Genomic DNA, 12,016 nt, shown 5'->3' with positions numbered 1-12,016 from the left:
GGTTCGAGAAAAGCGCAAAAAAGTTTTGTCAAGAACAGTTTCTCTGCCCCTTCTCCGCCAGGGGCTTGGGAAGAGGGACAATTGGATCTTAGCGTTGCCCCTCTCCCTGCTTAGACAGCCCTGGACAAGGCTGGGGCATTTAGTGGCTTAGGGCCAAGGTCTTTCCTGCCACAGTTGCCGCCATTTCCTCCAGGAGCTCCTCCGTCTCCTCCCAGCCGATGCAGCCGTCAGTGATGGAGACGCCGTACTGGAGCGGTACCCCTTTCTGCCAAGTTTGCTTGCCCGGCTTGAGGTTGCTCTCGAGCATGAGTCCCATCAAAGCCCGCTGCCCTTCCTGGTATTGCCGCAGCACTGCTCGACAGACGGATCCCTGCCGGCGGTAGTCTTTGTGGGAGTTGTCGTGAGAGCAATCCACCATCACTGAGCGCGGGATCCCTTGATCCTTCATTAGCAAAGCCGCCCGCGCCACATCTTCCGGCCCGTAGTTGGTCTTGCCGCCGCCCCCCCGCAACACGATATGCCGGTCGGGGTTGCCGGTGGTTTTTACCAAAGCCGTCATGCCGTCTTGGCCAATGCCCAGAAAACTGTGGGGGTGGCTAGCGGACACGATAGCGTTGAGGGCAATCTCCAGCCGCCCGTCAGTGCCGTTCTTGAAGCCCACGGGCATGGAGAGGCCGCTGGCCATTTCCCGGTGGGTCTGGCTTTCAATGGTTCTAGCGCCGATGGCCGCCCAGCTCACGAGATCGGCTGTGTATTGAGGAGTCACTGGATCCAGCATCTCTGTGGCGCAGGGCAAGCCCAGCTCGTTGATCTGCAGCAGGATGGAACGGGCCAGTTGCAAGCCGGTGGCGATATCGCAGGAGCCATCCAGGTGGGGATCGTTAATGAGGCCTTTCCAGCCCACTGTGGTGCGAGGCTTCTCAAAATAGGTGCGCATCACAATCACCAGGTGCTCGCGGGTTCGGTCGGCCACCCGCTTGAGGCGATGGGCGTACTCTATCGCCGCTTCCGGATCGTGGATGGAGCAGGGTCCAACAATTACCACCAAGCGATGGAGATCCCGTCCGTGGATGATGTCGCGGATGGCCTGCCGTGTGGAGAGCACCACCTGGGCGGCCCTTTCCGTGAGGGGCAGCTTGGCTTTGACAGCAGCAGGGGTGATCAAGGGAGTTACCTCTTGAATGTTGCAGTTGTCGGTTTGGGGGGGCATAGCACCGTCGTCCTTATTGCTGCAATGCAAGTGAGGGATTAAACCACCGAGCCATCAAAAAAGCCCTGGCTCTAGGCCCAGGGCTTCAGGACGGACTCGAGTAAACTTAGCTTCTGAGTTTACGCGCCACCCTTCCGCCCTGGTTGCCGCCAGGGAAAGGTAAAGTAGCCAAAAAAGGTAGCGCGCCAGGTCATTTCCAGAGCAAGGAACTCGAAATCTGACGGATGAGACGAGTATAGCGAAAGTATACCCGAAAAGAAACCGAATTTGCCAAGGCAGGTTTAGGTTCTAGGCTGCTCCCAGGCTTCCCCATCAGAAAACGAGGAGCCGCCTTCCGCTGCTGCAGTCTGACAAGGCCGTAGCGGCAAGAGCCCCGCAAGCCTGGCAGGAACCGAGGCCATCAGCCCATCTCGGCGGGTAGACACGCCCCAAGCCTGGGGGATAAGCAGGGATCCCCGCTAGGATCCCGTCAGCGCCTCCAAGCTCTCAACCCGCACAAACCCAATGACCTGCATTTGGTCAGCGGCTATCTTCAGCTTCAGTACCCGCACCTGGATCCCCAGCTCTTCCAGCTCTTGCAGGTCAAACACTTTGTTGAGTCCTCCCAAGAACGCCTGGGTGATCTCGTCAGGAACCCGCACCGAGCCGATGGCAAACTCTGGCTCCTGGAGCCGCAACCTGCGTCCCTCTTCCACCTGGATCCCGGCGTTGAACACTACCTCAACTGCCTGATCCCTGCTGCCGTCTTTCTCCACCAAGAGAGCGGCAAGTTGGAGGCGGTCAGGCTCCAAAAACTTGGCGCGCGGCTGGCGCAGTTCAAAATAGCGGGGTTCGTTCCCGCCCCCCCCCAAGGGCAGATCTGCCTGGATCCGCTGAAACTGCCTGAGCACCTCAGGCGAGTTGAGAGCAGCATTGAGGTCCTCCTGACGCACCACGACCTGAAATGCTGCTTGCAGGGGCTGTCTCAGCCGCAAAGGAGCTCCTTGGAAAAAAGCAGGGTCGATAGCGACTGGGTCGGTTTCCAGCTCCAGAAGCTCCAGGCGCGGAAAGGGTGCCCGGTACAGCCCCCGCCCGGCAACTAGAAGGCGCTCCGCCTGGCCATTGAGTAGGCGGTAGTTAGGCTGGCTCTGGATGCGTACCTCCAAAACCTCTGCTTTATCCAGCTGGGTTAGGAGCATTTGGCGCGCTGCCTGCTCTGCCCAATAGCCTGCCCCTGCCCCCAAGGCGGCCAGCAAGGCCACTAAGGTTGCCAGGATCTCCATCCTTGCCGCCGCAGTCTGGCCTCACACAGGCTCGCCCGCGGATCCTTTGTGAGGGCTGGCTTCAATGGGTCGGTTGCCAAGAAAAGTTTTGGCAATCTTCAGACCACCTGCCATCACCGGGCGGTTGAGGGCGGGGTCATGGACGAATTTGAGGCCAGAGGCAACTATTGGGCGCCCTTCGCCCCAGGTATCGACCACTTTTAGCGTGGCAGCCGCAACTGGACGTCCATCCGCAAAGTAATCCACCACCTTTAGGGTGGAGGCCCCTACTGGTCGCTGGTCGATCTCAATCTCGCTGAACTTCACAGGGCTGGGAAACACTGGCGGGCCGATCCTCTCTCCCCCCTCCTGAGCAGCCGGTAGATCAGCACTGGCAGGCCGAGGAGCCAAATTGAGGCCGTTGCCTTGCTCCGGAGAAGTTTCTTGCTGCGGCAGCGGGCTGGGAAGACCCGTGGAAATGGCCATAGGAACCTCCTCCGTTACAGACGATTAACTTTGGAACAGGCTTTTGCCATCCTCAGCCCGGATCAAGAAAGCTGGGATCGGCGTCTCCGGATTGCTAAAGCTAAATCCTGAAGATATTCTAAACTAAGTCTAGCCTGGGATCTGCCTTTCCCTTCAGCTGCGAAACACTAGCGAGAAGAGAGGGAGCAGGAGAAGCTTAGCAGGCTGGGAGGCTAGTGCAAGGAGTACTGCAATACGTAGGCCCCCTCCTGTCTTGGCTTGTAGGTGTTGGCTCGGAGGGTGTACGTGCCGCTGCGAGGCAAAAAGGCAATTAACAGGGCATCGGTGCCGCCACCCTGGTCGTCATCCCAAGCCATCACCTTCCCCTCCGGATCTAACAGTTGCAAGAAGGCATCGAAGTCAAAGCTGGTCAAGGAGGCGACCAGGATTTGGCCAGGGCGAGCAGTGATAGGGTATTCCTCCATCCAACTGCCATCTTCCGGGTGCTGAAGGGATCCCGCGTGGAGGCGGCCCGATAGGGTTTGCTGCCAATTGACCTGCGTGAGGGTATAGGTCAGCCGGTAGGAGCCGCTGGCAGCCGGCTCAAAACTAGTGGCCCGCAGGGTGTAGGTGCCTTCCTGCGGCAGCCGCACTGCCAAGAGGGCGTTGACATCTAGGCCCGAGTCATCATCAAAGCCGATCACCCGTCCCTGCTCGTCCACCAGCTCCAGATAGGGGTCAAACTCTTCACTCTCCAAGGTGGCAATCAGGATTTGCCCAGCCTTGGCTACTACAGGGATCCCATCCCAGTAGCTGCCATAGGCGCGACTAACCTTGTCCTCCACTGTGAGGCCTCCCCTTAGGGTCTGGCTGTCTCTTCCTAGGACAGATGCCAGCGGGGCTCTCCCTAGGTCTAATAGCTGGCAGCCACCTGTCAGGGCCACCCAACTAAAGGCTAGCCAGGCTCCCCAACGGCGGAACCGTGGAGCAATAGGAGGCAACTTCCCCATCGAGGCTCTGGATTTCAATTCTACCCCCCAGAAGGGGGACAGGAACGGCCATCACAGCTCCTCCCAAGCTTGCAAGACAGCCTCTAGGGCCAGCCGCCCGTGGCTGAGATGGGTTCCTCCTTGTAAATAGACAATGTAGGGCTCCCGCAGCGGTCCATCGGCGGAGAGCTCCGCGCTGCTGCCGGCCACAAACGTGCCCGCCGCCATCACCACTGGATCGGCGTAGCCGGGCATCACCTCTGGAATTGGGGTGAGATAGGAATCTACCGGGGAGCTGCTTTGGATGGCGCGGCAAAAGGCCTGCAGCTTCTGTGGGGATCCCAGTTGAATGGCCTGAATGATGTCAGTGCGGGGTGCTTGGGGCAGCGGAGAGACGGGATAGCCTAAGTCATGGAACACCTGGGCGGCCAGGTGAGCAATCTTGACGGCCTCGGCCACCATTTGCGGAGCTAAGAACAGCCCTTGGAACAGCAGGCGGTTGAGATCGAAAGTTGCTCCTCCTTCCGAGCCGATCCCTGGTGCCGTCAGCCGGCAGGCAGCTTTCTCCACCAGTTCGGCTCGCCCTGCCACATAGCCCCCTGCCGGGGCCAGGGTGCCACCTGGGTTTTTGATTAGAGATCCAGCAATCAAATCTGCGCCTACGTGGGTGGGCTCTTGGGTTTCCACAAACTCGCCGTAGCAATTGTCCACCAAGACCACCACTTCGGGGTTTTGCGCCTTGACCATCTGGATCATCTTGGCAATCTGGGCAATGGAGAAGCTGGGTCGCCAGGCATAGCCACAGGAGCGCTGGATGTAAACCAAGCGTGTTTGCGGCTTGAGGGCGGTTTTCAAGGCCTGCCAATCGACATCTCCTTCTCGCAGATCCAACTGGCGATAGGTAACACCGAACTCCCGCAAGGATCCCTGGCCGGATCCCCTTATCCCAATGACCTCCTCCAGAGTGTCGTAGGGGGGGCCAGTGATGGCCAACAGCTCATCCCCTGGGCGCAGCACCCCAAACAAAGCACAGGCAATGGCGTGGGTGCCGGAGACCATCTGCAGCCGCACCAGCGCCGCCTCGCAGCCCATGATCTGGGCAAACACTCGGTCCAAAACCTCCCGCCCCTGGTCGTCGTGGCCGTAGCCCGATACGCCGGCAAAGTGATGGGAGCCCACCTGCTGGTCGCGGAAGGCTTGCAATACCCGGGCCAGGTTCTGCCTGAGAACTTGGTCTACTGCCCGAAACCGCTCCCCCAGGGCCGCTTCCGCTCTGTCCAACAGCTCAGCTACCTTCGACGGGATCCTTGCCAACTCCCCCCCCTTTTCCACCCCAACTTGCTTCGAGAGCAATCTCCAGAAGCCGAAGGCCACTTTTTGGACCTACTGACGCCAATATTGGTGTGGAATCCCGATCTTGATGGAAAGCTTAACTTCAGTCAACATCTCTTCACTTCCTTTGGTTATTAGCTTAGCTAGTTTAGACAAGGCAGCCAACGTCGCTTCTTGTATAATAGGATAAAGTAGCACGGCAGTTCCAAGCAAAAATAAGGGAGTCGCTTAGCTGGCTAGGAAAGCCAGAAGGAAGTTGTGGACTGCAATTCGGCAGGAGAGGGAAAATTCCGGTCGTTTAGTCTCCCGAATTCAGCAGGGAAGTTGGATCAATCAAAAATTAAGGCAATCTAAATTTATCCTTAATCTCCAGTTCAAAGCCAAGAGTGAGGTGTTAACCTAGACTTAACTCCAAAGGTTAGTGCCCTTGCAAAAGCCGCACTTTAGTCAACTTTCATTGCCCCCTTTGGCCAGTTGGCGGGCGGGGAGGGTGTGGAAGCTTCTTGCAAAGGTTAGGCACTCACTTGAGGCGTAGACTGACACACTCGGGAGAGTTTCCATGGCGAAGCTTGTGATCCAAGGAAAAAACATCGAAATTACCGATGCCATCCGCAGCTACGTTCAGGAAAAAATCGAGCGAGCTGTTGGCCATTTTGCTCAGATCACCAGCGAAGTGGATGTCAATCTGTCGGTAGCCCGCAACCCCCGCATCAGTGCCAACCAATCTGCCGAAGTTACCGTTTACGCCAATGGCACTGTCATTCGAGCGGAAGAAAGTACTGAAAACCTTTACGCCAGCATTGACCGAGTGGCCGACAAAATAGCCCGCAAGCTGCGCAAGTACAAAGAGCGCAATGGCGTTCACCGCATCCGCCATTCTCCCAAAACTTCAGTGGCGGTGGCCCAGCAGCCGCCCACAAATCCTGTGAATATGAATCGGCAAGCGGAGCTGCCCCCTGAGGTAGTGCGCACCAAGTATTTCGCCATGCCGCCCATGACGGTTGAGGAGGCGATGCACCAGTTGGAGCTGGTGGATCACGACTTCTACGTGTTCCGCAACATCGAAAACGGCGAGATCAACGTCCTCTATGTCCGCAAGCACGGTGGCTATGGCTTGATCCGCCCCCACCCTAGCAGCTAGCTGCAAGATGCTTGGCAGCCCCGCTGTAGGTTCCCCATTTTGCCCTAGCGATTGCGTCTAGCCTTCGTCTAAGCCCTCAGACGCCAAGAGACTTCCCAACAGGCAACAGCTGGTGCAGGAACTGATCCTGGTGTTGGCGCAAGCTGCCCAGGTCAGGCCCATGGTTGAGCAAGACGAAATAGGTGCCATCTGGCAACTGTCCCAACATCATCAGGCGATTGGGGGCCGATCCCACCTGGGCGACCGTGCCGGGAGGTAAGGTGCGCAGCTGCAGGGGGCTGTGGCCAAGGACGGCTACAGGTAGGATCCGCGCTGGATTCTCGTATGGGGCTGCCAGCAGATGCTGCCACAGATGGGCCAGGGCACGGGGGGAGAGATGCAGTTCCTGCCCCTCTAGACGAATCTCTGCTTCGCTGGGGAGGAGGGCAGGATCCAACTGGGCAGCCGGCTCAGTTACCAAGCGCCGCCGCAGGTACTCCACCAGGGCTCTGGGGCCTCCCAGTTCCGCCAGCAGGGCTGCTGCCATGGCCCGGTCGATGTTGCTGTTGAGCATTTGCAGCAGGGATCCCAAGGGCGGCGAGGTATAGCTAACCAGGCAATGGAGCTCAGCAGGCAGTTCCTCTAGCGTTGATCCAGAGCCGCCGAGGGCTACAGGGTAGGGCTGTTGGGGATCCCGAAGGAGTTCGGTAAGCCGGCGGGCGCTAGCTAGAGCGTCAGGCTGGCCCAGCAAGCGGAAGGGGGGCACCACCTTTACCTCGCCGTCAATCTGGCGAATGCCAAGGCCGTGCAGGTGGCGCGCCAGCTCGACGACATTGGTCTCCCGGAAATAGGGATCCCCGCCCCCCACCACAACCAAGTCTCCCTTCAGGCGCTGGCCGGAGCGATAGCCGGTGGTGTAAAGCGATGCTCGTGGCCCCAGGTCTCTAGCGCCATCAGGCTGAGGGCCAACTGATCCAAGGCTCCTACCGGCAAGGGTTGATCTAGGAGGTGCTCGGCCAGCAGCTTGCCTTCGGCTGTCCAGAGCAGGATCCCTTGCTGGGAGAGGGCCCCTCCTTAGGCAGCTAACCCCTGCAAAAAGCCCGACAAGACCACAGTGTAGGGAGAACCTTGCTCCTGGGGCGACTGCTCACGGGGCCACCAGGGCGGAAGGCCAGGCGTGCCGCTAGGAGAAGGCAGGGGTGGTGGCGGAGTAGGGATGGGAGGGAAAAGATCCTGGGTGGAAGAGGGAGCCGCAGCCCTCCAGCAGATCCCCAAAACCAAAGAGCAGGCTAGGGGGATCCCTGCCCAGAAGCAACGGGAGCGCAGCCCTGGCGGGATGGACAACATGCTGACCTCACAGGCAAGACTTGAGGCTACTCTACTGCCATGCAGAGGGTTCTGGCAAATTGCTTTGCCTTGCCGCTAGGCAGTTGGCCGTAAAGCCAGGAGAGTGGACTCCTGCCTACAAGAGAGGCCAAGATCGAGAGCACAGCAGTACTGCCCTTGGAGGAAGACATCCGGCCTGCCCTGCAGGTTGACCCTCAGCTTCTGCAAGTGCTCCCTTCATGCCCAGAGATCTGCGCCGCTTCATTGCCCTCCTAGAATCCCGTGGCCAGCTCCGCCGCGTGACCGCCGAGGTGGATCCCGAGCTGGAAATTGCCGAAATTGCCGATCGCCTCTTGGCCTGCGGTGGCCCGGCGCTGCTGTTTGAGCGGGTCAAGGGATCCTCCATGCCCCTGCTCATCAACGCCCTGGGCACAGTGGAGCGCATCTGCTGGGCGCTGGGGATGGAGCGGCCGCAAGAGTTGGAGGAGCTGGGAAAGAAGCTGGCCTTGCTCTACCAGCCGCGCCCGCCAAAAGACTTTGCCCAGGCGGTGGAGCTGGGACAGGCGCTGTTCCGCGTCTTCAAAGCTCGACCCAGCCGGGAGCTACTTCCTCCTTGCCAGCAAGTGGTGCTGCGCGATGAGGCGGTGGATCTCACGCAACTGCCCCTGTTGCGGGTCTATCCCGGCGACGCTGGGCGGGTGCTGACCTTGGGCCTGATGGTTACCAAAGATCCGGAAAATGGCATTCCCAATGTGGGGGTGTACCGCCTGCAACTGCAAAGCCGCAATACCATGACGGTGCAGTGGCTGTCGGTGCGGGGGGCAACTCGGCACCTGCGCAAGGCGGCGGCCCTGGGCCGGAAGCTGGAAGTGGCAGTGGCCATCGGGGTAGATCCCGCCGTGATCCTGGCGGCGGCCACGCCCTTGCCGGTGGATCTCTCCGAGTGGCTGTTTGCCGGTCTCTACACCGGAGAGGGATTGCCCCTAGCCCGCTGCAAAACGGTGGATCTGGAAGTGCCGGCCCACGCCGAGATTGTCTTGGAAGGCACCATAACCCCAGGGGAGGTGGCCCCCGACGGTCCCGCTGGGGATCACATTGGCTACTACGGCCCTCGCAACGAGCAGGCTCCTTTAATTCGCTTCCACTGCCTCACCCACCGCCGCGATCCGATTTACCTCACTACCTTTAGCGGCAAGCCCCCCAAGGAAAACGACGTGATGGCCCTGGCCCTAAACCGCATCTACACCCCCATCCTTAGGCAGCAGGTGCCGGAGATCGTGGACTTCTTTTTGCCGATGGAGGGCCTGGGCTACAAGGTGGCCATTTTGTCCATTGACAAGGCCTACCCCGGCCAAGCGCGGCGGGCGGCCCTAGCTTTTTGGAGCGCCTTGCCTCAATTTAGCTACACCAAGTTTGTGATTGTGGTGGACAAGGACATCAACGTGCGGGATCCGCGGCAGGTGCTTTGGTGTCTGTGCTCGCGGGTGGATCCGCAGCGGGATGTGTTCATCTTGCCGGACAATCCCTTTGACGCCTTGGACTTTGCCACCGAAAAGCGGGGCCTGGGGGGCAAAATGGGAATCGACGCCACGACCAAGATCCCGCCGGAAACGGACACCCCCTGGCGGCAGCCGCTGGCTCCGGATCCGGAAGTGGCTCGCCTGGTGGATCGCCGCTGGGCGGAATACGGCCTGGCCGATCTCAACTTGCAGCCGGCGGATCCGCGCCTATTTGGCTACGAGTTCTAGAGGTGGCTGAGGGGCTGGCGGGTGCAACAAGCGCTGTTCTGGGTTGCTTACCCTTGCCTTCAGTGGGCTATGGCGAGGGTGGGCTTAAGCCTACTGGGCACCAAGGGCGGCTAACAGCTCGTCTGCCAGCATCACCGCCGTATAGACTAGGGCCTGGCGCTGCTCAGGAGACAAGTTGCCAACGGGGGTCTGGGAGTTGCTCAGGATACCTTGCAGTAGCCTGCTAGCCACGTATTCCCGTTTGGAGACGCCAGGGCTAGAGATGGTGGGGTTATCCAGGGAAAACTTTTGGTGGTGCTCAAAGGGAAAGGCGTATTCAGAAGCTATCGGCATGGCTTCACTCCCAACCCAAACTTGAAGCTGCGCTCACCCCATTTTCCTGGACTGGGAATCTTAGAAAGCAAGGTCTCAAAAAAGACACTACGGGCTATCGTATCAAGGAGATCCCTGCGTGGGGGAACAATCTTGATCTGCTCTCCCCGGAAAAGATTGCCATGCACTTAAGCGAGTCTTTTCGACGCACCAAGATTGTGGCTACCCTTGGCCCCGCCAGCTCTGATCCAGCCATTCTCAGGGAGATGATCCTGCAAGGGGCAACCACCCTTCGCCTGAACTTTTCCCATGGAGATCACGATCTCCACCGCCGCAACATCCGCCTCATCCGCCAAACGGCGATGGATCTGGGGATCCAGGTTGCCATTTTGCAAGACCTGCAGGGGCCCAAGATCCGCCTGGGCAAGTTTGCCGAAGGCCCGATTACCCTCAAGAGCGGGGATCCGTTTGTCCTCACCAGCAAACCCATTTTGGGAACGCAGGAGCGCAGTTGGGTTACCTACGACAAGCTGGCCCAAGAGGTGCCGGAGGGAGCAACCATCCTTCTGGATGACGGTCGAGTGGAGATGCGCGTGGAGGCAGTGGATCCGGCAGCGGGCGAGCTCTTCTGCCGCACCATTGTCGGCGGCACCCTCTCCGACAACAAGGGAGTGAACTTCCCCGGCGTGCGCCTCAGCATCCGCGCCGTTACTGAAAAAGACAAAGAAGACCTCTACTTCGGCCTCAACCAAGGGGTCGACTGGGTGGCCCTCAGCTTTGTCCGCGATCCCTCGGATGTTCTGGAGCTGCGGGAACTGATGGCTGCCGCTGGCAAGCGAGTTCCCATCATCGTCAAGATTGAAAAACACGAGGCTATCCAGCAACTGCCCCAGATCCTGGCTCTTAGCGACGGGGTGATGGTGGCGCGGGGAGATCTGGGCGTGGAGCTGCCGGCAGAAGAGGTGCCGATCTTGCAGAAGCGGATCATCGCCATGGCCAACTGCCTGGGGATCCCGGTCATCACCGCTACCCAGATGCTGGACAGCATGGCCCATAGCCCTCGCCCCACCCGCGCTGAGATCTCGGATGTAGCCAATGCCATTTTGGACGGCACCGATGCCGTTATGCTCTCCAATGAGACGGCGGTGGGCAAGTATCCTGTCGAGGCGGTGGCCACCATGGCCCGCATTGCCCTGCGCATCGAACAGGACTACTTTAATCCCCTCTACGCGGATCGCCGCCACCACCTGCGCGCTCTTGCCCGGCAAGAGTTGAGCCAGACTAGGGGTAGCTGTGCCGAGGATAATTCGCTGCGTCCCAAAGCCCTGATAGCCGATTCCATTAGCCGCGCCGTGGGGGAAATTGCCGAGGAGCTGGACGCGGTAGCCGTGATGACCCTAACCAAAACCGGAGCCACAGCCCGCAATGTCTCGCGGTTTCGCCCGCGCACTCCCATCCTGGCCGTAACACCCCATGTGGAGGTGGCGCGGCAGCTGCAGTTGGTGTGGGGGGTACGCCCGCTGTTGGTTCTGGATTTGCCTACCAGCCGCCAGACCCTTCAAGCCGCCATTAACGTAGCCCAGGAAGAAGGCCTGCTCAAGGACGGGGATTTGGTGGTGCTCACTGCCGGCACCCTGCCAGGCATTTCCGGCTCCACTGACCTTATCAAGGTAGAAGTGGTGAAGGCGGTGGTGGCTAGAGGCAGAGGGTTTGGCAAAGGCACCGTCAGCGGCCCTGCCCGTATTCTCCGCTCCGGCCTTGAGGCCAGCAAGATTACCCCTGGCGATATCCTGGTTGCCCGCGCCACTGATGCTAGCTATGTAGAGGCGATCAAGCAGGCGGCTGGAGTCATTACTGAAGAGGACGGCGTCTCCTCCCACGCAGCCGTAATTGCTCTGCGACTGGGAGTGCCGGTGGTGGTGGGGGTTAAAGATGCCACGCGCCTCATCCGCGACGGAGCTATTGTTACTTTGGACGCGGAGAGAGGCCTGGTTACTGCCGGCAGCGAGGGTTTAGGCTTCTAGCGCCGTCGTCGGGAGCAGCGGCGCAACAGCCACCTGGCGGCGGCCCGATCGCCTTCATCCCAAGCTAACCGCTCCACGGCCACCATCACCATCGAGGTAATTGCTGCCTCACTGAGACGCCATTGGGAACGCAGCTGCTGGACAGCCAGTGTAGCGGCCTCGAGGTCGCGTTTGCGAATGGCGCGGAGCAGCTCTTCAGACATTGACGAAGGCCAACCCCTCTGATCCTTTTTGCTATCTTTCTACCGC

At 59.7% G+C, this 12,016-nt stretch carries 12 protein-coding genes; 3 read left to right on the top strand and 9 right to left on the bottom strand.

The window, feature by feature from the left end:
• Positions 1 to 139 precede the first annotated feature (139 nt).
• From NW812_RS03735 to NW812_RS03715, 5 genes are all read right to left on the bottom strand, one after another.
• Positions 140 to 1,210, bottom strand: coding sequence for a 3-deoxy-7-phosphoheptulonate synthase (locus NW812_RS03735; protein ID WP_414394176.1), 1,071 nt, complete (start codon positions 1,208 to 1,210; stop codon positions 140 to 142).
• 458 nt (positions 1,211 to 1,668) lie between these two features.
• Entirely contained in the window at positions 1,669 to 2,472 is an 804-nt protein-coding gene (locus NW812_RS03730) for a DUF2993 domain-containing protein (protein WP_414394174.1), read from the bottom strand.
• Between the two features lie 21 nt (positions 2,473 to 2,493).
• Complete coding sequence (locus NW812_RS03725) at positions 2,494 to 2,937, bottom strand: hypothetical protein (RefSeq protein ID WP_414394172.1); 444 nt, start codon at positions 2,935 to 2,937, stop codon at positions 2,494 to 2,496.
• Positions 2,938 to 3,149: 212 nt separating this feature from the next.
• Positions 3,150 to 3,761, bottom strand: a complete 612-nt coding sequence (locus NW812_RS03720) for a hypothetical protein (RefSeq protein WP_414394171.1) — start codon at positions 3,759 to 3,761, stop codon at positions 3,150 to 3,152.
• A 216-nt stretch (positions 3,762 to 3,977) separates the two neighbouring features.
• Positions 3,978 to 5,186: an aminotransferase class I/II-fold pyridoxal phosphate-dependent enzyme gene (locus tag NW812_RS03715; protein ID WP_414394170.1), complete on the bottom strand. Its 1,209-nt coding sequence runs from the start codon at positions 5,184 to 5,186 to the stop codon at positions 3,978 to 3,980.
• Positions 5,187 to 5,796: 610 nt separating this feature from the next.
• Between NW812_RS03715 and hpf the strand changes: the two genes are divergently transcribed.
• On the top strand, positions 5,797 to 6,378 hold the full coding sequence (gene hpf, locus NW812_RS03710; protein WP_414394169.1) for a ribosome hibernation-promoting factor, HPF/YfiA family: 582 nt from the start codon (positions 5,797 to 5,799) through the stop codon (positions 6,376 to 6,378).
• A 76-nt stretch (positions 6,379 to 6,454) separates the two neighbouring features.
• Here hpf and NW812_RS03705 read toward each other — a convergent pair whose 3' ends face one another.
• Both NW812_RS03705 and NW812_RS03700 read right to left on the bottom strand, forming a co-directional pair.
• On the bottom strand, positions 6,455 to 7,228 hold the full coding sequence (locus NW812_RS03705) for a hypothetical protein (RefSeq protein ID WP_414394399.1): 774 nt from the start codon (positions 7,226 to 7,228) through the stop codon (positions 6,455 to 6,457).
• Between the two features lie 203 nt (positions 7,229 to 7,431).
• Positions 7,432 to 7,704, bottom strand: a complete 273-nt coding sequence (locus tag NW812_RS03700; RefSeq protein WP_414394167.1) for a hypothetical protein — start codon at positions 7,702 to 7,704, stop codon at positions 7,432 to 7,434.
• 218 nt (positions 7,705 to 7,922) lie between these two features.
• Here NW812_RS03700 and NW812_RS03695 point away from each other — a divergent pair, with 218 nt between their 5' ends.
• Positions 7,923 to 9,431, top strand: coding sequence for a UbiD family decarboxylase (locus NW812_RS03695; protein ID WP_414394166.1), 1,509 nt, complete (start codon positions 7,923 to 7,925; stop codon positions 9,429 to 9,431).
• A 90-nt stretch (positions 9,432 to 9,521) separates the two neighbouring features.
• Here NW812_RS03695 and NW812_RS03690 read toward each other — a convergent pair whose 3' ends face one another.
• Positions 9,522 to 9,764 carry a hypothetical protein gene (locus NW812_RS03690; RefSeq protein WP_414394164.1) on the bottom strand — a complete coding sequence of 81 codons (243 nt, stop codon included), beginning with the start codon at positions 9,762 to 9,764 and terminating at the stop codon, positions 9,522 to 9,524.
• A gap of 161 nt (positions 9,765 to 9,925) precedes the next feature.
• On the opposite strand from NW812_RS03690, the gene pyk reads away from it, so the two are divergent.
• Positions 9,926 to 11,767 (top strand): pyruvate kinase, encoded by a 1,842-nt coding sequence (gene pyk, locus NW812_RS03685; RefSeq protein ID WP_414394162.1) that lies wholly within the window; start codon positions 9,926 to 9,928, stop codon positions 11,765 to 11,767.
• On the opposite strand, the gene NW812_RS03680 is transcribed toward pyk, so the two are convergent.
• On the bottom strand, positions 11,764 to 11,970 hold the full coding sequence (locus NW812_RS03680) for a hypothetical protein (protein WP_414394160.1): 207 nt from the start codon (positions 11,968 to 11,970) through the stop codon (positions 11,764 to 11,766). The two genes, pyk and NW812_RS03680, sit on opposite strands and share 4 nt — an antisense overlap.
• Between the last annotated feature and the right edge of the window lie 46 nt (positions 11,971 to 12,016).

Source organism: Synechococcus sp. O70.2 (assembly GCF_047462135.1).
GTDB lineage: Bacteria > Cyanobacteriota > Cyanobacteriia > Thermostichales > Thermostichaceae > Thermostichus.
The sequence above is the reverse complement of the archived record's forward strand: the minus strand, read 5'-3'. Positions and strand labels throughout refer to the sequence as shown.

What these genes read in the sequence shown, in the direction of transcription:
- NW812_RS03735 (WP_414394176.1), bottom strand. Translation starts at nt 1,210, where the DNA reads ATGCCCCCCCAAACCGACAACTGCAACATTCAAGAGGTAACTCCCTTG.
- NW812_RS03730 (WP_414394174.1), bottom strand. Translation starts at nt 2,472, where the DNA reads ATGGAGATCCTGGCAACCTTAGTGGCCTTGCTGGCCGCCTTGGGGGCA.
- NW812_RS03725 (WP_414394172.1), bottom strand. Translation starts at nt 2,937, where the DNA reads ATGGCCATTTCCACGGGTCTTCCCAGCCCGCTGCCGCAGCAAGAAACT.
- hpf (WP_414394169.1), top strand. Translation starts at nt 5,797, where the DNA reads ATGGCGAAGCTTGTGATCCAAGGAAAAAACATCGAAATTACCGATGCC.
- NW812_RS03700 (WP_414394167.1), bottom strand. Translation starts at nt 7,704, where the DNA reads ATGTTGTCCATCCCGCCAGGGCTGCGCTCCCGTTGCTTCTGGGCAGGG.
- NW812_RS03695 (WP_414394166.1), top strand. Translation starts at nt 7,923, where the DNA reads ATGCCCAGAGATCTGCGCCGCTTCATTGCCCTCCTAGAATCCCGTGGC.
- NW812_RS03690 (WP_414394164.1), bottom strand. Translation starts at nt 9,764, where the DNA reads ATGCCGATAGCTTCTGAATACGCCTTTCCCTTTGAGCACCACCAAAAG.
- pyk (WP_414394162.1), top strand. Translation starts at nt 9,926, where the DNA reads ATGCACTTAAGCGAGTCTTTTCGACGCACCAAGATTGTGGCTACCCTT.
- NW812_RS03680 (WP_414394160.1), bottom strand. Translation starts at nt 11,970, where the DNA reads ATGTCTGAAGAGCTGCTCCGCGCCATTCGCAAACGCGACCTCGAGGCC.